Raw genomic sequence first — 26667 nt, 5'->3', positions numbered from 1 at the left:
GGCTATACCTATCCTTTGCGTCTTTGCGGTTCATTCAATATAGATAATTTTTGGACAAGGAAGGAGTAGTTTGGAAGTGGCACAATAGTATACTATATGAGTCTACTTCTAGATTAGAAATAAATTGTTACAATACAACCTAGAGGTAACACACCTATCATAAATAAATCCCTACAGTACAAGCTCAAGGAAAAACAATTGAGTGCCAGTGCGGGGATAATTTACGGCAAATATTGCTGCAAAATGGTATTGACCTGCATAATGGCAGTGCTAAGGTAACCAAAAGGATAAAACGGAGAAAAATAACATGGGCAGATGGACACCACTCATCCTAATGGCTGGGGGTTTGGCGATTTTACTAGGGACATTACTAGGAATTAGCTTTCCTATGGGCGGTCAAAATACTGCCCAAGGTCCAGCACCAGCACAAAGAACCAGAGCATCAAGAGTTTTACCAGCTAATATCAATGTTAATAGCTCTGGTAACAGCAATGCTCCTCGCAGTACCAACAATAACAGCACGAGTAATAGCAGTACGGATACTGCTAATGACAGCACGGATAGTGCTAGTAGAGATAACGTAGCTCAAGTTCAGCAGCAGCCCAATAATGCTGAGGAGCAAATCCAAGAAGGAACGGAAAATACACCCAATACAACAAATAATCAGTCAACTGAGGAAACAAATCAGCAAAACGAACCCATTAGAGCTTTGTGGTAATACTAGCCATTGATTCAAATCTAGATATTAAGACATATGAACCATCGGTTATGAGTTATTAGTTATTAGTCAACAGTCTATAGCCCATAGTCAAAAGCCACGACTTCTTGACTCTTGACTCTTGACTCTACGACTGTTGATTGTTGAACGTTGACTGTTGACTACTGACTATTAACTAATGACTAGTAACGTTTTAATTATTGGTGGCGGCATTATTGGATTGGCGATCGCCATAGAACTAAAATTGCGCGGGGCTAAAGTCACACTAGTAAGCCAAAACTTTCAAACCGCCGCAACTCATGCAGCAGCTGGAATGCTGGCACCTAGTGCTGAAAAAATTTCCCATAAAGCCATGCTAGAGTTATGCCAGCGTTCTTTGTCCTCATATTCCGACTGGACGCACAAACTGGAAACTTTTACAGGATTAAACACTGGTTATTGGTCTTGCGGTATCCTGACACCAGTTCTTGAGGAAAGAGGGAGAGAGGGAGAGAGGGAGAGAGGGAGAGAGGGAGAGAGTAATCCCCCTATCCTCCCCTCCTCGTCCCCAAGTTACTGGCTGGATCGAGAAACAATACACCAGTACCAATCTGGTTTGGGAGAAGACGCGATCGGCGGCTGGTGGTATCCTGAAGACGCACAAGTGGATAATCGCGCCTTAGCACAAGCAATGTTAGCTGCTGCCAAATCTCTTGGTGTTGAAATCAAAGAGGGTGTTGCGGTTGAAGGAATTCAGCAGCAACAGAGGCTAGTTGTTGGCGTACAAACAAATGCAGGCGTTATCCAAGCCGAACACTATGTTTTGGCAACTGGTGCTTGGTCTAATGCAGTATTTCCACTCCCCGTGCGTCCGCGAAAAGGTCAAATGCTGAGCGTGCGAGTCCCCAAAAATGAGCCGGATTTGCCTTTGACAAGGGTTTTATTTGGGGAAGAAATTTACATTGTCCCGAGACGAGATGGGCGCATTATTATTGGTGCAACCATTGAGGATGTTGGCTTCACTCCCAATAACACCCCAGCCGGAATTCAATCTCTACTACAAAAAGCAATCCGTTTATATCCTCAATTACAGCATTATCCTATTGAGGAACTATGGTGGGGATTTCGCCCTGCGACTGCAGATGAATTACCCATTCTTGGCACCAGTCCCTGTGAAAACCTAACCTTTGCTGTTGGTCATTACCGGAATGGTATTCTTCTAGCACCCATAACAGCAGCATTAATCGCGGATTTGATTTTAGAGCAAAAATCAGACCCCCTACTTTCTCACTTTCACTATTCGCGCTTCCATACCAAGTCATCTACTACTTCAATGCTGACACTTCCTACTCCCCCACTCCCCACCACTCCCCCTCCCCCCCTCCCTCTTCAAGACACACCACTTCAAATTGCTGGCAAAACTTTCAATTCTCGTTTGATGACGGGAACTGGCAAATACCGCAACATTGAGGAAATGCAGCAAAGTGTTGTTGCCAGCGATTGCCAAATTGTCACTGTTGCGGTAAGGCGAGTACAGACAAATGCACCGGGACACGAAGGTTTAGCTGAAGCACTAGATTGGTCAAAAATTTGGATGTTGCCCAACACAGCAGGTTGTCACACTGCGGAAGAAGCCATTCGGGTGGCACGTTTGGGACGGGAAATGGCAAAGCTTTTAGGACAGGAAGATAACAATTTTGTCAAATTAGAAGTTATTCCCGATTCTAAGTATTTGCTACCCGATCCTATTGGAACTTTACAAGCAGCAGAACAATTGGTGAAAGAAGGATTTGCTGTATTGCCTTACATTAACGCTGACCCAATTCTGGCACAGCGTTTGGAAGAAGTGGGTTGTGCTACTGTCATGCCTTTAGCATCCCCCATTGGTTCCGGACAGGGATTGAAAACAACTGCGAATATTCAAATCATCATTGAAAATGCCAATGTACCAGTGGTGGTAGACGCCGGCATTGGAACTCCCTCAGAAGCGGCGCAGGCAATGGAGATGGGCGCAGATGCGTTGTTAATTAATAGTGCGATCGCTTTATCACAAAACCCACCCGCAATGGCACGGGCTATGAATTTGGCTTCCGTTGCAGGTCGTTTGGCTTACCTTGCTGGCAGAATGCCTTTGAAAAACTACGCTAGTGCTAGTTCTCCTTTAACTGGAACAGTTAATTAGGGGAGTAGGGAGTGGGGAGTGGTGAGTGGGGGGATTTCCCTACTCCCGATTCCCCACGTGCAATTGGGAAAGCCAGGGCAGACGGCTGAGGTGGTGAGTGGAGGAATTTCCCTACTCCCGATTCCCCACTCCCTACTCCCTTTTTATGTAAAGATTTGTATACTACCTGAGAGAGCGTTTATAGCGTTTCTGTAACATTAAATGAATATGCAGGATAAGGAATTGTACTCATGCCCTACACAACAGAAGAAGGTGGTCGCCTAAATAACTTTGCTAGAGAACCAAAAGTTTATCAAGCAGAACCTCCCAATCAAAAGCAACAGCTAAACTACGTTGTCCTGGGAGCTATTGGTTTAGTGTTAGTGGGTGGTTTGATTTTCGTTGCGTTTTCTGTATCTGCACTCAGCTAATAATTAACACTTTTAGTCAGCCTGTTGACTTTTTTATTATCGCAGGTTCCTTATTATGTAGGAGCCTGTTTTCTAGTTTGTTAGAATTCCATCAGATGTCCGGTATATTTGTATACTACAATAGATTAAATATAGAAGCTTATTTTATCCTGAATCAAGCAAAATTTACTTGAAAGTCATAGTCATGGTTAGATTTACCAGCTGCTCACACAACCCCAAAAGGGTAGACATACTGCTATTTGGCTCTTTTAGCCGCCATGAATGTGAATGAAACTACACCCTCTGATAATTCCGCTTGGAATCGGCAAGTTTACCAACGCCTAAAACTTGCCCTTAGTATAGGTTTGCGGCGACAAATTTTTTTGGCAGTGTGTGATGATTTAAACCTGAGGAATCAGGTGGCTGCACGCTTGCACTCAACGTTGGCTTCTCCTGTTGGACAAGTGTTGTATCAGCCGTCTTCCACTCAGGAAGCTAGCAGCACATCAGCTTATCCGCGATTGGTCACTTTAAGGTTGAATTTAAGCGATCCCAATCCTATCGCGCAGATCAATCAATGGCTGTCAAGTTATCCACCGCCTATTATTGGCACATCTAAAGAGACTCCAGGAAGAGCTTTACCAGTACCAGCATTTCAGATAGTAGGTGTTGAGCAGCTCACTAGACAATCAGTGACGATACAGCGTCTATTCTTGCACTACTTGCGCTTATCGGAACAACAACTGTCCAATTTTGAATCCAGTCTTCTGTTGTGGATACCGCGTCCTTGGCTGCACGCTATCCAGCAATCAGCACCACAGTTTTGGCGTTATCGTACTGGAGTGTTTGTGTTTGCGGGAGAACCTACGCCAACGAGTCAGAATAAGAGTTCGCCAGAACGTTTTTCTAGTTCTAAAGATCCAGATTTGGGTAATCTTGACCAATCTTTTCTAGAAGAATCAGTTCTTCAAGAAGATTACGATTTTCAAAAACAACTGCCAGTTAATCGCGGACATAAACCACAGGAACCGTCTGGTGCCAAATCAGAAATATTGGCAAGTATACCTTTTCAAGATGAACCAACTGATACAAGCGATCGCACAGAGCCTCTTGCACCACAGCGTGTATCTCATATTAGCAAGGAATTAACAGAATTAGTACTGGCAACTCTCAATAGTGCCATCTCAGAAGACAATGACCAAAACTCGCAAGTACGAGAAATCTTAGAAGAAATAGAGGAAGCACACTCACAACCTGGGTCTGGAGTTAAAATAGCGGTTGCTTATCAGCGACTGGGGAATTTATATCGCCTCCAAATTGAACAAGGACAGTCAACCTTGGAAAATTTGATGGTGGCAATTTTAGCTTACCAAGAAGCCATTACCCATGATGAAAGCTCACCTCAAGTCCCAGATATTTTAAATGACTTGGGTACTCTTTACTGGATGCTCTACCGTACCCCACCGAATTCAGAAGAGGGGCAAGCTTACATAGAGCAAGGGATAGAATTTTATCATCTAGCTTTAAAACTGATATCTCCGGAAACACATCCCGACACTTATGCTCGCGTTCAGAATAACTTGGGTACAGCTTACGGCGATTTAGCTCGTTTTGCTAATCCAGCAGAAAACTGGCAACAAGCAGTTTTCGCTTACAGCGAAGCGCTGCGGTTCCGAACAGCAGAAATGGAACCCTTGAAATATGCTGCTTGTCAGAATAATTTGGGTACAGCTTACTGGCATTTGGCACAGTATAACCAACCAGTCGAGCATTTAAAGAAAGCGATCGCAGCCTACAACTTAGCGCTAACTCACTATAACCCAGAACAAGAACCGCTCAAGTACGGCATGATTCAGAATAACATCGGTACAGCGTACTGGAACATTGCCCAATACGAACAGCCACCAGAAAATTTACGTTCAGCCATTGAGGCGTACAGTGAAGCACTGAAGTATCGTACTCCTACTAATGTTCCCCCTGCTTGTGCGGCTACTCAAAATAATCTTGGTACTGCTTATTGGCATTTGGCAAATCAAGCGCAAACACCAAGAGAAGAAAAGCAAAAATTGTTAGAGCAGTGTGTTGTTTCTTATGGAGAATCCCTTTCTCTCGCACACTCCTTAGGTGGTATGTCTTTGAGCTTTGATATATTTGCCACCCACAATAATTTAGGATTAGCGCATTATCAACTGGCAACAGATCAGTATTTTAGTTTAGAAAAAGCAGAACGTTCCAAACATTTAGAAGCAGCGTTAGACAATCATTTACAAGCGTTAAATGGATTGAGCAAACAACCCGATGCTTATCAAACAACCTTTACGTATGTAGTTAAGACTATCAGGGCATTCCATAACGAATTGGGAATTCAAGGACAAAATTTAGCTTTATCCAAAGTTCCCGGTCAGTTATTACCAGAGATTTTGCCAAAGTTGTGATTGCTAATTGCTAATAGTCAACTACTCCTCATAGGCTCATACTAAATCTGCTTTTCTAACCCCTTTTAGCCCAATACGGTTCAGTTAAGATAATTCACTCACCGTCAACCTATGTAAAGACAAGGGTGATCGCGTCTCTACGATCGCCTAAAACTCTTACCGATAACCCTTAACTGAACTGTATTGCCTTTTAGCCCTAGCGATTGGAAATCGCGGCTATACAAACAAAGTCCGCCTACGCGGACTAAATCATAAGGGGGTCTAAAACACGGATTTGACATGAGATGTGAAACTTCTAACCGTTCAAACTACTCCCTTTCGGCCACAAGATTACCGATTTTCTTCTCCTCTTACTCCCTTGCTCTTTGCGTCTTTGCGGTTCATTTAATTAGGTAATCTCCCTTGCGGGATAGGAGTATCAACATTGAATGGTGGGCTTTAGCCCTACCTACTACTAACTACTAACCGTTAGCCATCAGAATTAATTGCCGAAAATAGCGAAGAGTAATCCGCATTAGAAAATGACATTTTCATTGCCTGTTCTATAACTTCCCGCACACCTTCAAGACTGGCGACATTTAAACCTGCAGATTTTGCCTCTGAAATAAAAAGCTCCGTATCTTTCATCAAATGTTTTGTGGGAAAGTTTGGATTGTCATAGTTTCCCTCAAGCATTCGTTGCAACTTTTGATCAAATGTGGGTGCATAAAGGGCGCTTTCTCGCAAGATTTCCATAAACAAATCGACATTGACACCTTGTCTTTGAACAAAACTAAGGCTGAGGGCAAAAGCAGTTGTTAGAGAAGCAATTAATTGGTTAAGTGCTAATTTAAGTGCAGCCGCACTTCCCACGGAACCAACGAGTACAGGTTCCGGACCGAAGTTTTTTAATAGATCTAAATGGCGATCGTACTGTTCTTGAAATGCTCCCACCATAACAATGAGTTTGCCAGCTTTTGCTTCTGGAATACTACCAAGAACAGGCGCTTCTACATACTCCCCACCAGCAGCAACGACTGCATCTCTAATTTCTCTACTTTCTGCGGGAGTAATTGTTCCCATTTGGATAATAGTGCGTCCTGCTACAGTGCGCCAAGACCTATCTGAAAGTAAAACACTATATATAGCTGCAGCATTACTCAGCATCAAAATGATACTATCTGCAGAATTTATTGCTTGATAGGAGTGGGTTACAACTTGAGCACCTGCTGCTTTGAGTGGTGCTAATTTTTCTGGGGTACGGTTATAGGCAATTACCTGTATTCCTGCGTCTAGAAGCTTTTGAGCCATCGGGAGTCCCATCAATCCAGTCCCCAGAAATGCTACCTTCATTTTTCACCGTCCGTTATTAGTTTGTTTAGATTGAATAAGAATAATTTAATGGTTAGTGGCGTAGGACAGGCGAGACGCCTGTCATCGTTAGTGGTTGGTGGAAAACAGCTAACTAATGTACGGGCGCGGCGGCCTTGCGCCCCTACTAACTAATGTACGGGCGCGGCGGCCTTGCGCCCCTACTAACCCCCCGCCGCAAACGTAACCATAATCATGACTGAAAGTAAAATTCCGGGGGTTAGCAGTACAACTAGCATTAATAAATCGTGGGGAGACATAAATATTACCCTCCTAATGTTTTTTGTTTCTTATGCAATCACTGCTATGTTAGACCAAGGATCTCGACTACAGTGTTAATACAGTGGAATCTTCAGATTTGCATTTCCTCTGGTCACTGGTCACTGGTCACTGGTCACTGGTACAGTAAATCCTTTCAACGTTTGTGCAACTTGTGCTTCAGTCAATCCTTTGCTTTGAACTAAAACACCAAAGCCACCTAATCCTAAAGGATCTAAAAGTTGATGGAGTGCATCCCTACGCTGTAGTAATTGTGACATTGGTATTTCTGTATAGGAAAGATTGGCAATTCGTTCTCCCAATCCTAATGCCATTAAAAACAATGCTTGTTCTCTAAAACCAATTTTATCGAGTCCGCACTGCTCGCCCCACCTTTCCAACGCAGTAAAATTGATGTGAGATGTAATGTCTTGTTGTCCAATGTTGATATACGGATTGTTGTGGCGATGATGTTGATAATAACACTGTAGCGTTCCTTGCGATCGCCTTGGGTTGTAATAACGATTAGCCGGATAGCCATAGTCTATTGTTAAGACATATCCGTGATGCAACCGACCTGCTACTGCACTCAACCAATCTAAAGCAGCTAAGTTAACTTCACTGCGATACCCATCAGGATAACCATTTTTAAGATCTATATCTACTAATTCAAAATATTCCCCAAGTTGCTGAGTTGAAGGTGTATCGGCGACTTCTACAAAGGGAAGTGAGGGAGTGGGGAAAGTAGAAACAGAGAAATTAGGAGTTGTGACATAGACTTCTAACAATTGTCCTTGTTCCAAAACAAACTGATGAACTGGTAAAGCATCTACCAACTCGTTAGAAAAGAAGCAGCCAGAGATAGAGTTACTGGGTATATCCTCTAGATTGCACCAACGTACAGAAAATGTTTGCAGGCGTTGCTGTTGTTGTTGCTTGAGGGTTGGAGACTTCTCAACAATAACGTAATCCAGTACTTTTAAAAAATCTGGATATTCCTGCTGAATGTACTTCAGAATATCTACAGCTAGCAGTCCTTGACCCGCACCCATTTCTACTAAGGAAAATGGTACTGGTTGCTGTAAAATTTCCCACATTTGAACAAATTGAACCGCAAGCAGTTCGCCAAAATCAGAGCCGAGGTGAACGTTCGTGAAAAAATCACCTTGTTTTCCAATATTGATCGCCTTTTTCGTATAGTAGCCGTGGGTGGGGTGATATAGTGCTAAGTCCATATACTCAGCGAAAGTGATTTGGTTTTGAGGGCTTGTCGCGATTTGGTGTGCGATCGCATCACATAAAGCAGTATTAGAATGCATAGAATAAAATAATGTTTAATTCCAATCACGTTAAGTTGAAAATATCAGAACTTTGTGCTGTCTCATAATTCATGTTTCAAATCAATAGTTGGCTCATTTATACTTTACTTGCTCTTTTCTTATATGGTTTTTGGGGATTTTTTAGTAAGTTAGCGACTAACTATGTTGACCCAAAGAGTGCTCTCATTTATGAGGTTTTAGGTGCGCTTATGGTCAGTTTAGTATTGTTTGGCAATAATGGCTTCAGAGTCAAGGTAGATAATCTAGGTATTTTCTATGCTGTTTTAGTTGGTGTTTCTGGAACATTGGCAACATTTCTTTTCTTTATTGCTATTACTCAAGGAGCGAGTTCTATTATTTTACCTCTAACTTCGTTATATCCTATAGTCACGATCCTCCTGTCAGTTTTTATTCTTAAGGAATCTCTGTCTTTAATACAGAGTATTGGTATTTTACTAGCTCTAGTTGCGATCGTACTGTGTTCTATGACAGATTAACAGTTTAGCCTGAAGGCTATAAAAACGACGTTTCATTGAGTTGGAATAATAGCGATACTACTCGGTTAACGATAATTGAAGTAATCACTGTTATCGTGGTTGCTGTTGGCAAAAAGGAGCACAATGTTCTTTATATTCAAGGGGTAGAGGTAAAGCTATGAAGCAAATTAATTTAGAACCAACGGATACAATTAGTCTATCAGAGTTACTGAAGTTGTTCCAGTATCTTGTATATTCTTTAAGATAACCAAGAAACCCAGTTTCTTTATTTAAGAAACCGGGTTTCTAAGAAATAGTATTGAAATATGTTAGCGGTCTACAGACCCCATAATGATATCAATACTACCTAGAATGACTACAACGTCTGCTACTTTCATGCCTTTTAGCAAATGAGGCAGAATTTGCAGGTTGTTGAAATCAGCAGCGCGAATCTTCCAGCGCCACGGGAAGACGTTATCATCTCCAATGAGGTAAATTCCCAATTCACCTTTACCGCTTTCTACACGGCTGTAGATTTCGCCTTTAGGAATTTTAAAAGTGGGGGCGATTTTCTTACTAATGTATTGATAATCAAATCCATCCCACTCAGATTTTTTACCAGCCATCATGCGTTTGGCTTCTAGATTCTCGTAAGGACCGCCAGGAAGCCCTTTGACAGCTTGTCTGAGAATTTTGACGGATTCGCGCATTTCTCGCATCCGCACTATATAACGTGCTAAACAATCACCTGCGGTTTCCCACTGCACGTCCCAATCAAAATCGTCGTAACACTCGTAGTGGTCAACTTTCCGCAAGTCCCACTTCACCCCAGAAGCGCGTAACATTGGACCAGAAAGTCCCCAGTTTATTGCTTCTTCACGAGTAATAGTGCCAATACCCTCAACACGACGCCGGAAGATGGGGTTATTGGTTACCAATCGCTCGTACTCATCAATTTTAGGTGTGAAGTAGTCGCAGAAGTCCAAGCACTTGTCTATCCAACCGTAAGGTAAATCTACAGCTACGCCACCAATCCGGAAGTAGTTGTTGTTGACCATGCGGTAACCAGTAGCAGCTTCCCACAAGTCATAAATCATTTCCCGTTCGCGGAACTGGTAGAAGAAGGGAGTTTGAGCACCTACGTCAGCTAGAAAAGGACCGAACCACAGCAAGTGATTGGCAATGCGGTTCAACTCTAGCATGATAACGCGGATGTAGCTGGCGCGTTTAGGAACGGGAATGTCTGCCAGTTTTTCTGGGGCGTTAACGCTAACGGCTTCGTTAAACATTCCCGCAGCGTAGTCCCACCGACTGACATAGGGGACGTACATAAGATTGGTGCGGTTCTCCGCAATTTTTTCCATTCCCCGGTGCAAGTAGCCAATGACTGGTTCACAATCAACGACGTCCTCGCCATCTAGAGTGACAATCAGTCTTAGTACCCCGTGCATTGAGGGGTGATGGGGACCCATGTTTAGCACCATTGGTTCGGTGCGGGTTTCGATTCTTGCCATAGATTCAGTGTGTTCTCCGGTCTTGGAAAAATTTTAAATCGAACCACATTCGTCGCAACAGAGACGTCCGAGCGAAGATTTGAGCCTTTAGGGCGGGACTCAGAACTTCAATTGAGCACTCCACAAAGCTCGGTGGTTGGGGAGAGGGTGGCAGTCGAGATTTTTACTTGATGTTTTATTTTGTTGCACTTCTTCATTAATTATATAAAGATGGGGCGAAAGGACAGGTTGTTGTAGGAATTTTTTCATAGAAGGGATTGGGGGTTATTATGAGCGATTCCGAACTACCGCTTGATATTGAAGAAGTTGCATTCTCACACATTCCCGTCCTGAGTCGGGAAGTCGTTGAGGGTTTAGCAGTACATCCCAACGGGCATTACTTGGATGCGACCGTTGGCGGTGGAGGTCACAGTCGGCTGATTTTGGAATCTGCTCCTGATGTAAGATTAACAGCTGTTGACCAAGATGAAGATGCGCTAGCTGCAGCGAAAAAGGAATTAGCCGTGTTTGAGGAACGAGTGCAGTTTATACACGGTAACTTTGCAAGTTGCGGATTTCTTCAAAGCACTTTTAATGGTATTATAGCTGACTTGGGTGTAAGCTCTCACCATTTGGATACTCCAGAACGCGGTTTTAGTTTTCGTCGAGAGGCTCGTTTGGATATGCGAATGGATAGGAGACAATCTCTAACGGCGGCTGATGTTATCAATGATTGGGATGAAGCCGAATTAGCGAATATTTTCTTTAAGTATGGAGAGGAACGTCTATCGCGACGCATTGCCAGACGTATTGTTGAAAAACGCCCCTTTCAAACAACTACAGAATTAGCAACGGCGATCGCATCTTCTGTACCTGGTAAATACCGTCATGGTAGAATTCACCCTGCTACCCGTGTTTTTCAAGCTTTGCGAATTGCGGTGAATGATGAGTTAAAAGCTTTAGAGACTTTCTTAACGAAAGCGCCGAATGCTCTTGTACCTGGTGGTAGGATTGCGATTATTAGTTTTCACAGCCTGGAAGATCGGATAGTGAAGCACGGTTTGAGAGATTCACCTTTGTTGCAGGTCTTAACTAAGAAACCTATAACTGCACAATTCGAGGAAATTAGCAATAACCCCCGTGCGCGTTCGGCAAAATTGAGAATAGCGGAACGGAAAACAGGTGTATGAATCAGAAGTTAACAACTAACAACTAAGGGACTTCCAAAGAAAAAAATAATCAACTTTCTCTTGTGGTACGGGCTTCTAGCCCGTCACTAATAAAGAACGGGCGAGGACGCCCGTCCCACAAGATGGATAATTTATTTCTTGGATATCCCTAACAACTATCCACCAACAACTTACAAAGCCTGAATCCACTCTTTAACTGTATACTCAGTCCAAATACCGTTTTGCCAATATGGATCGGCTTCAACTAACTGACACACTGTGGCTTCGTCTTCAGCTTCGTAAATGCCAAAAACTTTAGTGACATCTTTGGTAGGACCAATAGTAATTAATACACCAGATTCTTTTTGTTTTGCGAGTCCGTCTAGATGTGCTTGGCGGTAAGGCGCACGTTTTTCTAGAACATCTTCGCAGTAACTTCCCCACATCACGTATTTAGGCATGGTTATTTTTTTAGAATTAATAAAAACCGCAGATGCACGCAGATAATAACCATCATATCAGCGTCCATCAGCGTTCATCTGCGGTTCAATAATTCCAATTAACTTCTCAAAGTCACCCCAAATTTCTCAACCAGAGCTTCGCGTACTTTATTATGAACAGATTGCACTTCTGCATCAGTCAAAGTCCGATCGCTCGCCCTATAGAGTAAGCGGAATGCCAAACTCCGTTGTCCCTGGGGTACGTGTTCGCCACAATACTCGTCAAACAGTTCCACACCATCTAACAACTCTTTCCCTGCTTTGGTAATTGCTTTTTCAATCTCAGCAACTGTGACTTTCACAGACGCAAAAAAGGCGATATCTCGGTCAGAGGCTGGGTAAGTGGAATAAGGCTTAAAGGGCGGTACGAGAATTTCATTTGTGTCCAAAGAATTCAACATTACCCCCAGATCTAACTGGAAGACGTATACAGAATCCGGTAAACCTTTTTCTCTTCGCACCAGGGGATGCAGTTGTCCAAAGACACCCAATCTATTACCCCTAATCCATAAAGAAGCAGTCCGCCCTGGGTGCAAGCGGGAATCTTTGCAATCGGGTTGATATTCTACATTCACTCCCATGTGCTGAAAGACACCATTCAAAATCCCTTTGGCTTCAAACCAAGTCATGGGTTGTTCGTGACCGCTTCTTACCCACTTGCTGGAAGTTGTATCACCTCCAAGAATCCCTGCAACCGCTTCTGCTTCTTTCAGCCCGTCTTCGTCTTGCCAGAAAATATGTCCAAATTCATAACCATTGAGCGAACCATTCCCCTGCTCTATATTGTATTGAAACGCGTCAATCAATCCATCTATAAGATCGGTTCGCAACGCCGAATATTCTACAAACAAAGGATTACTCAGAACGATCTGTCTGCCTTCCCCTGGTTTTACTAAAGAGTAGTGCATCAGTTCGGTCAATCCTGTAGCCCGAAGCGACGATCGCAACTTGCGAGTGAGTTCCCAATCAACAGGCAAGTAACCTGCTTCTGCAGTTTCTGGTAGAGTTTCGCAGAACTTATCGTATCCATAGAGACGGGCAACTTCCTCAATTAAATCAATTTCCCGTTCTAAGTCGCGGTAACGATAGGGAGGAACGGAAACCGTCCACCGATTCTCATCTACGGGAGTTAACTTGCACCCAAGTGCGGTTAATGTACGTTCAACGTCTTGGCTTTGTAGTTCTCCAGTGTCTTCTCCTAAATCGGTAGGTCCGAGAACCTGATTCACTCTGTCCAAACGCAATTCTATCGATCGCGTCCAAGTAGAGGGATCGGGGCGGGAGTCAGAGATTTCTTGATGTGCGATCGCACACAAAGCCAGTTCGCTCAGGAGTGACAAAGCGCGACGTGTTGCAATTTCCAACTCAGCGCGGTTGACTCCCCGTTCGTATCTGCTCGAAGACTCGCTTCTCAAACCCACACTACGAGAAGAACGGCGAATTGCCACGGATTCAAACAGTGCGGCTTCCAGTATCAGGTTTTGAGTGCCATCATGGACTTCAGTTTCTTCTCCACCCATAACTCCTGCGATCGCAACAGGTCGATCTCCTGCAGTAATCAATAAGTTTTGAGTTGACAGAGTGCGAGTTTGCCCATCTAAAGTTTTCATCGTTTCCCCAGCATTGGCAAAACGGACACCAATTTCTAGAGAAGTACCGGGGCGCGTCGGTGTACCTGCAACACTCAGGAGACGTTCTCGGTCAAAAGCATGCAATGGTTGCCCCCATTCTAACATTACATAGTTAGTAATATCTACAACATTATTTATGGGTCGTACTCCAGCAGAGCGAAGTCGCTGTTGCAACCATTCAGGTGATGTATCAATTTTTACATTTTCAATAACCGTCCCGATGTAGGCGGGACAAGCTTGTGTATCTGCTATTTTGAGAGATAAAATAAACTCACCCTGAGAACTCGATGTTTCACTAGGTTCGGGTAGCGATAGCTTGGCACCAGTTAGGGCTGCAACTTCACGGGCTATACCTACCATACATAAAGCATCAGCACGGTTAGCAGTAGCAGTCACATCTAAAATGACATCATCTAAACCCAATAGCGGACGCACATCGCTACCCAATGGCAGGTTATCTTGAGTAAAAATGTGGATTCCGTCTACATCGTTAGGCAAACCCAGTTCCTTCAAAGAACAAATCATACCCTCAGATGGGACACCGCGTAATTTTGCAGGTTTAATTTTCAGATCGATGTTGGGTAAGTAAGTTCCTACAGTGGCTACTGGTACGTAAATATCTGCTCGGACGTTAGATGCACCACAAACGATATTGAGATTTTCACCCTTACCTATATCGACTTGGCAAACACTCAACTTATCAGCATTGGGATGGGGTTGACGTTCAATGACTCTCCCCACAACAACACCATTTGCCCAAGTGCGGCGATCTTCAATATCTTCTACCTCAAACCCAGCTAATGTCAGTGTTTCTGCTAACTCTTCCGGGCTAAGTTTTAACTCGACTAGTTCCTGTAACCATTTAAGTGAGATACGCATGAATGTGTTGGATAGTGGTTAGTTGATAGTGGTTAGTGGATAGTGGATGGTGGATAGTGGTTAGTGGTTAGTGATACAACCAACAACTAACAACTAACAACTAACAACTAACAACCAACAACTAACCACTATCATAATTATGCAATAAGCAACCTTGCTTTATCAGCTTGCTCTTGAACGCTTTCCTTGAGCCATTCACCGATTGATTTACCCAGTTTGACAGCAATTGTTGGATCTTGTCTGAAAGTTTGTTGAATTTTTTGCTGTAACTCCGGTTTCTTCTGAAGTGCGAGTTCATCGATTCTGGCGTCTGAAACGAATTTGCGTATCCAAGCGGGTATGTCTGTATCCTTGATTAAAGACTCACCCACAAAGTAAGCTAAGACTCCGACAATCGGTGCAATAATTCCCGTAAAAAACAGGATATGAAATAAGCCAGCTAAGATAACTCCAACAATAATACCTACAAGGTGACCAACAAAAACCGAAAGCCCTGTAAAATCATTAAATGATATGGAAGTAGGTACTTTTTCAGCGCGATCGCCCAGATCGATTCTTTTATTTCCAAATGTACCAATGGGTAAACCATACTTAAGACAAATGGAATCTGTCTTTTCCCTCACCTCGTTTTGAACATCTAATAGCCACTGAACTAAACTAACAGCCATTTTGTCATTGGCATCAGTTCCTGTTAACCAAGTTTTGGCTTGCTGCTGTATTTCTGACTCAAGAGAAGAGAGAGTTAAAATTTTGCGATCGCGCCATAGTTTTACGCTAGGCTCAATCACCTTGTCTACCAAACCATCTGCCAAGTCCTCTGCTAACTTTTCCAAGAAGGCGGGTATATGATTTCCCACAATACCTGTCAATTCTCGGTCAAGAAATTGACTAATTTCTTCCAAAAACCCTGCTGTACGAATATAGACTCGTCCCCAACGCGACAATCCTCTGGCAATACAAAGTTCTGGTTCTCCATCTCGCTTGCAAGGTAAATCGGGAAAAACTTTTTGACATATTTCCACTATAAAGCCCATTTTGGAAGCACTACCTGTCAGGAGAATCGCACTAGGTTGGATACCTATTTGCTCCAATTTTTCTTTGACTTCTTGCAACTGGTCGCGGAAAGCATCATACCAACTTTTATTCCCCAGTGCTGGCAAAGGTTCATTGAGGATGGCATTCATAATTTTACCATTAACTATTGGTAAAAATTTAAATTTCCTTTGAATATCCTCAATACCTACATTCACTAAATTCTTTTCATAAGAATCTTCATAGGTAAAATATTCTTCTTTAGCTTTTCGGCATCGTAGTTCGCAGCGATTTTTGTATAGTGGACTTTGCTCAAAGATTTTTTCAAGTTGAAAAACATCTTCTATTTGTAAAATTTCCTCATCTCTAAGAAGTTCTCCCAGTCGTAAAATTTCTTCACGTCCCTCCCTGTATTGTTTGTGACATTTAAGGGTTGTTTTGAAAATTTCTTTGTCTATAAGGGATGCACCTAAATCGTGTCCAAAATCTATGGGAGTATCAGACATTCCTTTGACAAGGGTATAATCTGTTGTAGAAGAGCCAATATCGACAATTAACACTGACTTTTGCAATTCTTTGATAGTGAATATACCACTTTCTTTAGCATGCATTAAAGCCGCTCGTGACTCTTTCACTACCGTTGCATTTGGCAATCCTTCTTCCGAAATAATTTGCTTGTATATTTCAATTTCTTCTTGCCACCATCCTGAGGGACAACCTATAAAAAAGTGATTGATATCATCTAACTGAATTTGTTTTGTATTAATAAGATTTTGGTAGATAGCCTTGACAAACTCTTGAAGACTTTTTTTGTACTCTATGACATTAAATTTTCTAGTTTTAAAAGCGATCTCAAAGATAGTAGCATCAGACATTTGACACGCCACTTCACCAATAATGATTCCTTTATTAGGATGATGAGCAATGGCAGTGATTTGGCTTTTTCGATTATTAATCAGTAAGCTTTGGGGTTCTGACTCTGAATTATCCGCTCTAACCCAAGTCAGCGCTGTTTCCCCGTGTCCTAAATCAAATCCGATAATTTTGATTTCTTGATAATCTTGCATTCTTTAATTTATCTACTTCTAGAAACTTTATGTAGTCACTGGTCACTGGTCACTGGTCACTGGTTCAATAACAGATCCTGGTAAAATGACTTGGTTATCTTTCACAAAGGCGTGTTTCAGAGTAATATAATCTGTGACTTGTGGATCGAGACTTGGCTCAAAGTAAAACATTGATAAAGCTTCTATGTCTAAGTTCTCTTCCTGCAAGGGTTGATAAACTCTAGTCTCTATTCCATAGTGTCTTAAAATTGTTGCCGCTTGTTCAATACGCCTGCGTACATCAGTTGAGAGTTGAGTTTGTTTATCTAATGCGTCTGCCATTAAGTCTTGTAAGTACTCTAACAAGTCTAAATTATTTTCCAACCCTAGTTTGGATGCTTTATCTTCTCTGACTCCATAAGCAGCAACCGTCAAATCTATGGAATGAAAAGCTTGATGGAGGTGGTCGAGTAATTTATCAATATTTAGATTTATTTGTAACTCTTGCTGAGATTCTACCTGTGGGATAACAGTTGTGTTTTCAGGTAACTTGATTTCCTGAACTATTTTTCCTATGATCCCTCCTGTGACTGCACCTATTAATCCCCACCAATAACCTCCCGCTAAAGTTCCCGCTACACCTCCAGCTAGCGAGCTGCTAGCGACTTCGCGGTTATGTTGAATTTGTTGTGAGAGAACTTGCTTGTAATAATCCAGGGAAGTCCAATCTTTTAAGTTTTTCTCTACATAAGAAATGTTGTGCAATGGCAATATAGTACTAAGGCTGAAATTGGTTAAGCCTTCCTGGTTTTGCGATCGCATATCAGGATTGCTAATTTCAAGAGTATTTTGAGTAGAGCTTTGCATTTCAACCAATATCAAAATACTTGTATATTGATTGAGCATTTTTAACATAACTGTTGCAAGACGTGCTTGTTGTGGAGTCAATCCGTTGATATAATCACTACTAAAGTCTGCAAGCTTGTTAATCTCGTCTTGGACTATCTGGACAATTTGCTCGGGTTTCTCCACATCTTCTAGTTGAGTTTTGAGTTTTTGTTTTCCTTCTTGATAATAAGATATAAGTGTTTTCATAATAAATCTTAGGGCATCCCAGTTTTTGACATCCTTGCTATTCCATTCGTTGATTCTTGGACTTTTGAGGTTTCTGTAAACCCTGTTGGCAATATCTCGTGGCTGAATTCCGCTCTAGGTTAAATTTATGACGCAAAATTCTTTTATTTATTAATTTATTTTAACATCATTTTCCATAGTTGTAAGATTGGTTAATGTTTGTATACTAGCTGTGAACTCGTATTATTGACTCTAGCGATCGGCTTAGATTTTGGCTACATATAGAAAGAAACCCAGTTTTTTCCAAAACCAGGCTCTTTTCACGTATTTAACCATTCGATGTAATTTTCCCTTTACGACTGCTCTGTTTGCGACTGAGGTTCTTTTTAGGGAAACTGCTCGCTTTCAGAGGGTTGAGGTTGTTGCAGCAATGAGGGTGGGGTAGCTTGACGGAATGCTTCACAGTCATACATCGTCATCACTGCTTTAAACGCCCAATGGTCAGGTGATACATCACTAAGTCGTAGAAAACATCACAATCATTAGTAATAGCACAACCATTCCAACCACCCAAAGCATTAATGAACCCCAACCTACGGAGTCTTGCTGTACTTTATGCCACAAATTAGTTATTAAATTCTGATGAGTAGCCATATCGATTCCCTCCGATTTTTAGTAGCTCGTACTAGACGCCACTAATCGAACTTCAACTCAGCTATATTAATTTTTCTTGGAAAAGATGAGTAAACCTCACCGATTTTCAAGTATGAACTAGCTCAGATTGAAATTTATCTTTTAAAATTTAATCAGACATGAGTTTTTAAACCCATTTTCCTAATTAAATAAACACGATGTACAGAAAAGATATTTCTTATCTGTATATCTTTATTATACTCTCACAAGTAAAGGTTGACACTTACGCGATCGCACTTTTTTGAGAAAAAACTTAATGCTTATTATTGTTCGCGCTAACAATATAAACAAAAAGTGACAGGTAATTACCGGATTGATGCTGCTACAATATCATCTGCTTTCTGCAATTCATAACACTCATGCAACCATTTAAAACATTACTGCGGGTTCGGCACTACGAAATGGATGCTCTAGGACACGTTAATAATGCCGTTTACCAAAATTACTTGGAACAAGCCGCTATAGAACATTCCGAACACTTGGGTTTGACTCTGGATGTTTATCGAGAACTGGGTGGCATGTTTGTTATGCGACGAGTGGAAATTGATTACCTCCGTCCCGCGATCGCAGGTGATACGCTTGAAGTAGCAACTTGGTTGAAAGAAATGCGGGGGACTCGTGCTTATCGACGGTACGAAATTCGCAAGCAGAATCAAGAAGATTTATTTGTCAATGCTGAGGTTTTGTGGGTGTGGGTGGATGTCAAAACAATGCGCCCTCGACCAATACCCAATTTTTTGCAAGAAAAATTCTTACAAATAAGTATTTGAAGGTAAAAAATCTTAATAAAAGCTGACTGCCAATCACGTAGGCGTGGCGGTTTTAGTCATTAAAGAGTACGATCTACGTTTAGCGGTTAAGCAGTTCACAAAATAATTAGGTATACCTAGATATAGTAATTTCACGCAAAGGCTATGTCTAGGTACTTAACAATATCAGAGGCGGTACAAATCAAAGGGGTTACCCCACATACTCTAAGAAGATAGGAGAAAGAAAACAAGATACAATCCGTTAGAACAGATGGAGAAAACAGTATAGGAGTAAGTGACAAAGGGGATTATAAACGGATTATGGATCAAAATGAGCAAAAACAGCGTCGTGCTGCTGCTAAGGAGTTTCTTAAATCTCTCAACCAGTTGGAAGATATGCTTCATGAGAACACTGTTGAAAATGAAGAAACCACAGAGTTGCCCAGTGCTAGTATCGGTGAAATACAAGAAGCTAACGATTCATTCGGAATTGATTTAGAAGCTTTTGAAGATGCAGTTGCTGATATCGAGCAATATATGGCACGGAAAAATGGAAATGTTAATGGTTAGTTGTTGGTGGTTAGCGGATAGTAGAAAAATAAGCAACTAACAACTAACAACTAACAACTAGCAAAATTCCTTTGCCTTTGAGCTTCGTAAAGCATTAACGCAGCAGAGATTGCAACGTTTAAAGACTCTACACTGGGCTGTAAAGGGATTTTGACTTGTAAATCTGTCATTGCAGTTAAGTCTGTTGATAAACCAGCACCCTCATTTCCTAACAAAATCAAACTGGGTTTGCACCAATCTACTTCCCAATAAGTTAAAGTCGCTGTTGGCAAGGTTGCCACAACTTGCATCCCCTCTTTCTGACTTTGCTGTACTGTCGTCTTTAAATCGGGGCTAACTGCTATTGGCAAGCGAAACCACTGCCCTGCAGAAGCACGTAGCACTTTTGGATTATCTAAATCTACACTATCTTCACTCAGCCACAATCCCGATACACCAGCTGCTGCTGCAGTACGAATTATTGTACCTAAATTGCCGGGATCTTGTATTGTTTCTAATGCTAACACGACATCGGTAAACGGAACTGCCAGAGTGCGATCGCCTTTTTTTGCCGTTGCCACGATCCCATCTGGTTGTACTGTCGTTGCGATCGCTTTCAAAACTTCTTCGCTTACAGTTTCTGCTCTTTCGCTTAGATTACAAGCTTGCTGCCATAGATAAGAATGTGCTGCTTGCCATTCTGAAGTACAACACACCGCCTCTAGAGGATAATTCACGCTGACAGCTTCTTCGACTAAATGCGTTCCTTCTATTAAAAATAGATCTTGCTTGTGTCTCTCCTTAGAGGAGTGAAGTTTGCGAATTTGCTTTACCAGTGTGTTTTGTAAACTAGTTAACATCAACAATTATGACCGCTAAATTGATAGATCTACTAGATCCCCGACTTCTTTGAGAAGTCGGGGATCTAAACCTAACTTAATGCATAATTTATAATTTTCCATGCGGAACCCGGGACTTGAACCCGGAAGCCTTGCGGCACTAGAACCTGAATCTAGCGCGTCTGCCAATTCCGCCAGTTCCGCGTGTAGTTTTTTCGTGATATTATTTTACTCACGATTGCTTATTATTGCTCAATCATTTCTGATTGTCAACCCTTACTTCCCACGCCCCATTTCCGACATAATAGTGGACAATCAAAATCTATCGTGTAGAATCGAAACCAACTTATATCGTATAGTATAGTTCTTTATGGAGGGTAGGCTTATTATTCCTTCTAGCGGCTTACCAGATGCCAAATCTTATTCCGAAGCAGACTCCTCAGTCTTGCAAATATGGGGCGGGCATCGTTTGCACGGTCATGTAAAAATTAGTGGGGCGAAAAATTCAGCACTAGTCATAATGGCTGGGGCATTGCTTTGCTCGGGTGAATGTCGTATTCGCAATGTGCCGCTACTGGCAGATGTTGCACGGATGGGTCAAGTTTTGTTAGCTTTGGGCGTTGGCTTGAAGCAAGAGGGAGAAATCTTAGAGATTAATGCCAGAGACATTACAACATCTAAGGCTCCTTACGAACTGGTGACACAATTGAGGGCAAGTTTTTTTGCTATCGGTCCAATTCTGGCACGATTGGGAGTTGCACAAGTCCCGTTACCGGGAGGCTGTGCCATTGGAGCAAGACCAGTAGATCTCCATGTTCGAGGACTTCAAGCAATGGGGGCTGAAGTTCAGATTGAACATGGTATTTGTAATGCTTATGTTCCTGGCAAAAACCCCCGATTGAAGGGAGCAAAGATATATTTAGACATTCCCAGCGTAGGTGCTACAGAAACGCTGATGATGGCTGCGACTCTTGCAGATGGCGAAACCATCATTGAAAATGCTGCTCGCGAACCGGAAGTGATCGATTTGGCAAACTTCTGTATCGCAATGGGAGCAAAAATACAGGGTGCGGGAACCAGCACAATTACAATTGTTGGTGTGCCTGAGTTGCACTCTACGGAGTACGATATTATTCCTGATCGCATTGAAGCGGGTACTTTTTTAGTGGCAGCAGCCATTACCCGTTCAGAACTTCTTCTATCACCAGTGGTACCCGAGCATCTCATACCTGTGATTGCCAAACTAAAAGAAATCGGAGTCACAATTATTGAGGAAGCACCGGATTGTCTGCGGACTTTGCCAGCAGAAACCCTAAGGGCGACTGACATCGAAACTTTGCCACATCCAGGTTTCCCCACAGATATGCAAGCGCCCTTTATGGCATTGCTTACACTGGCTGAAGGGGACAGTGTCATTAACGAATCCGTGTTTGAGAATCGTTTGCGCCATGCTTCGGAGTTAAATCGCTTGGGGGCTGACATTCGAGTTAAAGGGAATACTGCATTTGTTCGGGGAGTTTCTATGCTGTCAGGCGCACCTGTACTGGGTACGGATTTGCGAGCATCAGCAGCGTTGGTTATCGCCGGACTTGCAGCACAAGGTAAAACTGTCGTTCAAGGATTGCGTCACTTGGATCGGGGTTACGACAGGCTCGATATGAAATTGCAGCAAGTGGGAGCTAAAATTGAGCGATCGCCTGCTGTTCCAGAGATCGAAGCCGAAGAGAATAAGAGCGTTATGAATTCTCAAGAGTCGGCTGTAGTTTAATTGGCACTTTCCACCTAGCAAAATGCTGTTGGCGAATGGTGAGGCTGACCCCTCACCTCGTTCCCAGCCAGCGCTGGGAATGCCTTTTTCGCAGGCTCCGTCTTCTGTATGGCGAGGCAGTCGCGATGAAAAAATTTCAAATCATGAAAATCTTCCTCTCCTACTCCCCACTCCCCACTCCCTACTCCCTTATACTAGTAATGGTAAGGTTAAAAACGCTTTCCCCATGTTACTCCCCAAAACTCAATTGATTGGTCTCAAAGCCGATTCATTTCGTCATCCATTGGATCTGGAGGCAACTCAAGCACTTAAGCAGGTGCCCGGAGTCGATATGATAGTACGGAGTCTTTTGGGACCTTTGGCGGAACAGGTTTTTTATGTGGAAAATATTGCATCAAGTGTTCTAGTGGGTGAAAAACAACTTCCTCACTTACACCAGCTGTTGTTAGACGCTTGCAAAATATTGGATATCGAGCCACCATCATTGTATGTAAGGCAACATCCGGCTCCTAATGCTTATACCTTTGCGATGCGTGGAAAACAGCCGTTTATCGTGGTGCATACTTCTTTGATTGATATGCTGGAGCCAGAAGAAATTCAGGCAGTAATTGCCCATGAATTAGGACATCTCAAGTGTGACCACAGTGTTTATTTGACTCCGGTAAATATATTGATATTGGCTGCAGCAGTAGTGCCTACAGTGGGTGCTGTTCTCGCTCAAGCAATACAAGCACAGCTTTTGGAATGGATACGGTGTGCTGAGTTTACTTGCGATCGCGCCGCATTGTTGGCAACGCAAAATCCCAGGGTTGTGATGTCGGTTTTGATGAAACTAGCAGGTGGTTCGCCCACTCTCGCACCGCAGCTTAACTTAGATGCTTTTATTGCCCAGGCTCGTGCTTATGATGAGATTAGCAAGACAGAATTGGGTGAAATGGTGAAAGCTACCCGGACTTCCCAGTTAACACATCCGGTGCCTGTACTTAGAGCTAGAGAAATCGATCGCTGGGCAGGCAGTAAAGAATATCAAAAGTTGTTGCAAAATCAAAAAATAGGTTATACTAGTGAAGTTGCTACCAAGGGCGAGTGGCGAAACTGGTAGACGCACCACACTCAAAATGTGGCGACCTTGCGGTCATAGGAGTTCGATTCTCCTCTTGCCCATTTAATCAGCGAACAGTAACCAGTAATCAGTAGTAGGGTGGGCATTGCTCGCTTGTTGCAACTTTGGTAAAATATCTTTACCTGTGTGAAGAGGTTTGCATAGTTCGTTTCTGAATTTTGGGTAAGGGACTTCCAAATAAAAAATCTCCAACTTTTTCTTGTGGTGCGGGCTTCTAGCCCGCCATTGATATTTCTTGTGGTGCGGGCTTCTAGCCTGCCATTGATATAGAACGGGCGAGGACGCCCGTCCCACAATTGGGGATAATTTATTTCTTGGACATCCCTAAAAAGTAGTAAGATTTACAATCTGTCTGGTTGGAAGTGAGAGTTAGATATCGTTTCAACTAGACACATATAGGCGGTGATTAAAAAAGGAGCGTGAAAATCATTCTTTGCTTGTGCCATGCCCTTTATCCGTTTTAGTGGCTTACTTGATTTTTCTTATTTACAGGTCTGTTTCCGGATAACAGCTTATACATTGTGAATACAGTTAGTAAGTATAAAGTTTTTGTAAAGAGACCTGTGTCTTTTGCGATTAAATTTGTTTTTTTGTTTAAAGCTAAACTAGTATCTCTCTGTGTATGGAGAATGCAAGCGGAGCGATCGCTTCCCGTTTTACAAATTTTCTGAAGCTTAATCTTTGAGGAGTAAAGACTCTTTTATCCACATCTATCTCTGGGGTGAGTAAAGATTTTATGTGAAGGGAAAATTAGAGATGTGTAACAACAGCCACAAGTTATCTGTTGCTACAGTATGTTTGTTGAATTGCCGAGATGAGTTGACAATGTAATATCCATGAATTATAATGTAAGAGTACAACTTATAGTTCTCATAAAAAAAACTTTTAGTATTCTCTAGTAGTGGTAAAAGTTTTTGGTTTTAGACAATAGATCGCTTCTTAAATTAAGAGAGGTTAATCACAATGCGATTGAAAAGATGGGAGTCTCCTCGCCGAGAAGGTAGGAACAATAAAGGTAGGGGTGGTTCTGCAAGACAGCGTCAGCTAAAGAAACAGCAGCAAATGCTCCGCAAGAAACTGAAGGAGGGCGAGCTGCTAGATAATGATAAGCGAAATAAAAATAGTGGGGAACCAAAGGGGGGAAGAGAATCAAATCTTCTCCCCTTGTTTTTTATAGAAAATGGCATTGATGTAGCTTTCCGTATGGTGTATGAAAGTGAAAGTTGGATAAAGCTTGTCACGAAATAGTTCTGGCAAATTTTTTCTAATTTACTAAAAATTTATATTGTTCCTTTCAGTTACGATTCAAGTTTTTTAAACCGTAAACTCTAGTGACTTAACTGTTTTAGATTTGGCTGCGAGTTTAATTATTTATTTCTACGTAGATATTTCTACTCAAGTCAATCATCCTTAGATAAAAATTTTAAAAAGACAATATGAAGTTAATATAAAGTTTTTCAGAAAACATATATTAATGTACAGTTTTATTGTAAATTGCTATACAGGCTAAGTAAAATACTTATTACCAGGGAAGTTAGAAATTTACTGAAAGAGCTAATGCATCTCCGCGTGTTAACTTCCGACATTGCCCCAAGTTGAGAAGACAGTCCAGAGAGACATAACTAGCCATCTTCAATCTTGAGAATTGTCAAGTCGGTGTGTTGAGAATTTGTTGGACACAAGGAGTAGTGACTTATGGTAGGAGGGTTTTTTCTCCCTACTCAGAGAGTGCTTGATTTTCCTATCACTGCCTTACGGTTTGATGACCAAATCCAGACAATACTAAGGTGGGCTTCAGCTCGTGAGAGCAAGACAGTATGTGTAGCCAACGTACATATGTTGATGGAAGCTTATTGGAACCCCGACTTTGGCACTGTATTACACAATGCAGACCTTGTCACTCCTGATGGTATGCCTCTAGTTTGGATGATGAGGCTTTTAGGCGCACATTACCAAGACCGCGTAGCAGGGATGGATATCTTATTAAAAGCGTGCGACCTTGCTCAAAAACAGAATGTCAGTGTATTTTTCCTCGGTTCTCAAGCAGAGATTCTTTCTCGCATAAGAAAAAGGTTAGAGACGGAATTTCCTTTCCTGAAAATTGCGGCAATGGAACCCTTGCCTTTTCGTCCTCTAACTCCAACTGAAGACGAAGCACTCATTAAAAGAATTAACTCCAGTGGTGCTGGATTGGTGTTTGTGTCTCTTGGATGTCCAAAACAAGAAAATTGGATAGCCCAACATAAGGACAGAATTCAAGCAGTGATGATTGGTTTGGGAGGTGTTTTTCCTGTTTATGCAGGAATTCAAAGAAGAGCACCCCGCATGATGCGGGATTTGGGGTTAGAATGGCTATTTCGGTGGTTACAAGAACCAGGTCGCCTTTGGCATCGCTATACAAAGACTATTCCACCATTTATCTGGTTGGCTGTTAAGCAACTGTTGACATCCAGTGATGTCATTAGTACGCCATTTCATATCCGGGAACGGTATTTAGGATGGAAGAATTAATGCTCTTTCATTGCTCTAGCTAAGTATGTTTGTTGTTGTTTATTCTGCATCTAGCAAATAAAAGCACAAGCTCTTTTTGGGATTTTTCTAGAGCACTACCTTTACTTTGGGCAACTTTCTTAAAGCAAGCTATTAATTGTAGAGAAGAAAGTCCTAACATTTGTGAGCAAAACATTTCGGATTGCCAGCCTCTCCAGCTATGTGTGAATTTATGATGCAGAGTACAACAGCAATCTTCATTTCTCAAACTCCCGGTTGGGATTCATGCTACAAAAAACTTTATCCGGAAGGAACAATAAAATTCACAGAAAGTCCAAAAATTTATCCTCAGATGTTTCAGGCGGTTATATTGCTCAAAACCAAACAAAAGTGGTAATTCCACTGATTTTTCTTAAAGAAAGAGCCTAGATAACCGTAAATGTTCTGATAAAGATGTCTAAAATACTTGCCACTTTGCCGAGAACGTATGACAAGATTAGTTTGAGCAACTACCATACAAGAGTAG

The 26667-nt window shown here is 42.1% G+C and carries 21 protein-coding genes and 2 tRNA genes; 13 read left to right on the top strand and 10 right to left on the bottom strand.

Annotated elements, in window-relative coordinates:
- Nucleotides 1–307: 307 nt before the first annotated feature.
- The 4 genes from WA1_RS16205 to WA1_RS16190 all read left to right on the top strand — a co-directional run bounded on the left by WA1_RS16205 (nt 308) and on the right by WA1_RS16190 (nt 5703).
- Nucleotides 308–718 carry a hypothetical protein gene (locus WA1_RS16205; RefSeq protein ID WP_026135005.1) on the top strand — a complete coding sequence of 137 codons (411 nt, stop codon included), beginning with the start codon at nt 308–310 and terminating at the stop codon, nt 716–718.
- A 178-nt stretch (nt 719–896) separates the two neighbouring features.
- A complete protein-coding gene (thiO, locus tag WA1_RS16200; RefSeq protein ID WP_017746484.1) occupies nt 897–2879 on the top strand; it encodes a glycine oxidase ThiO in 1983 nt (660 codons plus the stop codon).
- A gap of 230 nt (nt 2880–3109) precedes the next feature.
- On the top strand, nt 3110–3289 hold the full coding sequence (gene psb34 / locus WA1_RS16195) for a photosystem II assembly protein Psb34 (protein WP_017746483.1): 180 nt from the start codon (nt 3110–3112) through the stop codon (nt 3287–3289).
- A 257-nt stretch (nt 3290–3546) separates the two neighbouring features.
- Nucleotides 3547–5703 carry a tetratricopeptide repeat protein gene (locus WA1_RS16190; protein WP_017746482.1) on the top strand — a complete coding sequence of 719 codons (2157 nt, stop codon included), beginning with the start codon at nt 3547–3549 and terminating at the stop codon, nt 5701–5703.
- A gap of 468 nt (nt 5704–6171) precedes the next feature.
- Here the strand turns inward: WA1_RS16190 and WA1_RS16185 are convergent, their stop codons facing one another.
- On the bottom strand, nt 6172–7035 hold the full coding sequence (locus WA1_RS16185) for an NAD(P)-dependent oxidoreductase (RefSeq protein ID WP_017746481.1): 864 nt from the start codon (nt 7033–7035) through the stop codon (nt 6172–6174).
- A gap of 398 nt (nt 7036–7433) precedes the next feature.
- The gene (locus tag WA1_RS16180; protein ID WP_017746480.1) at nt 7434–8630 is read right to left on the bottom strand and encodes a class I SAM-dependent methyltransferase; all 1197 of its coding nucleotides are present in this window, start codon (nt 8628–8630) and stop codon (nt 7434–7436) included.
- A 71-nt stretch (nt 8631–8701) separates the two neighbouring features.
- On the opposite strand from WA1_RS16180, the gene WA1_RS16175 reads away from it, so the two are divergent.
- Nucleotides 8702–9127, top strand: a complete 426-nt coding sequence (locus WA1_RS16175) for an EamA family transporter (protein ID WP_017746479.1) — start codon at nt 8702–8704, stop codon at nt 9125–9127.
- Between the two features lie 308 nt (nt 9128–9435).
- Here the strand turns inward: WA1_RS16175 and WA1_RS16170 are convergent, their stop codons facing one another.
- Nucleotides 9436–10620: an NAD(P)H-quinone oxidoreductase subunit H gene (locus tag WA1_RS16170; protein WP_017746478.1), complete on the bottom strand. Its 1185-nt coding sequence runs from the start codon at nt 10618–10620 to the stop codon at nt 9436–9438.
- 269 nt (nt 10621–10889) lie between these two features.
- Between WA1_RS16170 and rsmH the strand changes: the two genes are divergently transcribed.
- Nucleotides 10890–11789 carry a 16S rRNA (cytosine(1402)-N(4))-methyltransferase RsmH gene (rsmH, locus tag WA1_RS16165; protein WP_017746477.1) on the top strand — a complete coding sequence of 300 codons (900 nt, stop codon included), beginning with the start codon at nt 10890–10892 and terminating at the stop codon, nt 11787–11789.
- 170 nt (nt 11790–11959) lie between these two features.
- Here rsmH and WA1_RS16160 read toward each other — a convergent pair whose 3' ends face one another.
- From WA1_RS16160 to WA1_RS58115, 5 genes are all read right to left on the bottom strand, one after another.
- Nucleotides 11960–12229: a YciI family protein gene (locus tag WA1_RS16160; RefSeq protein ID WP_026135003.1), complete on the bottom strand. Its 270-nt coding sequence runs from the start codon at nt 12227–12229 to the stop codon at nt 11960–11962.
- A gap of 98 nt (nt 12230–12327) precedes the next feature.
- The gene (gene pheT / locus WA1_RS16155; protein ID WP_017746475.1) at nt 12328–14778 is read right to left on the bottom strand and encodes a phenylalanine--tRNA ligase subunit beta; all 2451 of its coding nucleotides are present in this window, start codon (nt 14776–14778) and stop codon (nt 12328–12330) included.
- Nucleotides 14779–14915: 137 nt separating this feature from the next.
- The gene (locus tag WA1_RS16150; protein ID WP_017746474.1) at nt 14916–16877 is read right to left on the bottom strand and encodes an Hsp70 family protein; all 1962 of its coding nucleotides are present in this window, start codon (nt 16875–16877) and stop codon (nt 14916–14918) included.
- A gap of 42 nt (nt 16878–16919) precedes the next feature.
- Nucleotides 16920–17951, bottom strand: coding sequence for a glycine zipper 2TM domain-containing protein (locus WA1_RS16145; protein WP_017746473.1), 1032 nt, complete (start codon nt 17949–17951; stop codon nt 16920–16922).
- A 495-nt stretch (nt 17952–18446) separates the two neighbouring features.
- Complete coding sequence (locus tag WA1_RS58115; protein WP_169886889.1) at nt 18447–18584, bottom strand: hypothetical protein; 138 nt, start codon at nt 18582–18584, stop codon at nt 18447–18449.
- Nucleotides 18585–18982: 398 nt separating this feature from the next.
- Between WA1_RS58115 and WA1_RS16140 the strand changes: the two genes are divergently transcribed.
- A complete protein-coding gene (locus WA1_RS16140) occupies nt 18983–19393 on the top strand; it encodes an acyl-CoA thioesterase (protein WP_017746472.1) in 411 nt (136 codons plus the stop codon).
- Nucleotides 19394–19693: 300 nt separating this feature from the next.
- Nucleotides 19694–19942 carry a hypothetical protein gene (locus WA1_RS16135; RefSeq protein ID WP_017746471.1) on the top strand — a complete coding sequence of 83 codons (249 nt, stop codon included), beginning with the start codon at nt 19694–19696 and terminating at the stop codon, nt 19940–19942.
- A 50-nt stretch (nt 19943–19992) separates the two neighbouring features.
- On the opposite strand, the gene WA1_RS16130 is transcribed toward WA1_RS16135, so the two are convergent.
- Both WA1_RS16130 and WA1_RS16125 read right to left on the bottom strand, forming a co-directional pair.
- Nucleotides 19993–20781 carry a TrmH family RNA methyltransferase gene (locus WA1_RS16130; RefSeq protein ID WP_017746470.1) on the bottom strand — a complete coding sequence of 263 codons (789 nt, stop codon included), beginning with the start codon at nt 20779–20781 and terminating at the stop codon, nt 19993–19995.
- 101 nt (nt 20782–20882) lie between these two features.
- Nucleotides 20883–20964 (bottom strand) — tRNA-Leu (locus WA1_RS16125).
- A gap of 166 nt (nt 20965–21130) precedes the next feature.
- Here WA1_RS16125 and murA point away from each other — a divergent pair.
- The 5 genes from murA to WA1_RS16105 all read left to right on the top strand — a co-directional run bounded on the left by murA (nt 21131) and on the right by WA1_RS16105 (nt 26162).
- Nucleotides 21131–22528 carry a UDP-N-acetylglucosamine 1-carboxyvinyltransferase gene (gene murA / locus WA1_RS16120; RefSeq protein WP_017746469.1) on the top strand — a complete coding sequence of 466 codons (1398 nt, stop codon included), beginning with the start codon at nt 21131–21133 and terminating at the stop codon, nt 22526–22528.
- A 226-nt stretch (nt 22529–22754) separates the two neighbouring features.
- Nucleotides 22755–23630, top strand: coding sequence for a M48 family metallopeptidase (locus WA1_RS52775; protein ID WP_026135002.1), 876 nt, complete (start codon nt 22755–22757; stop codon nt 23628–23630).
- Nucleotides 23609–23692 (top strand) — tRNA-Leu (locus WA1_RS16115). The genes WA1_RS52775 and WA1_RS16115 overlap by 22 nt, the downstream gene beginning before the upstream one ends.
- A 922-nt stretch (nt 23693–24614) precedes the next feature.
- Nucleotides 24615–24899, top strand: a complete 285-nt coding sequence (locus WA1_RS16110) for a hypothetical protein (protein ID WP_017746468.1) — start codon at nt 24615–24617, stop codon at nt 24897–24899.
- A gap of 447 nt (nt 24900–25346) precedes the next feature.
- Entirely contained in the window at nt 25347–26162 is an 816-nt protein-coding gene (locus WA1_RS16105) for a WecB/TagA/CpsF family glycosyltransferase (protein WP_017746467.1), read from the top strand.
- Nucleotides 26163–26667 lie beyond the last annotated feature (505 nt).

Origin of the sequence: Scytonema hofmannii PCC 7110 (assembly GCF_000346485.2) — a bacterium.
Lineage (GTDB): Bacteria > Cyanobacteriota > Cyanobacteriia > Cyanobacteriales > Nostocaceae > Scytonema > Scytonema hofmannii.
The sequence above is the reverse complement of the archived record's forward strand: the minus strand, read 5'-3'. Positions and strand labels throughout refer to the sequence as shown.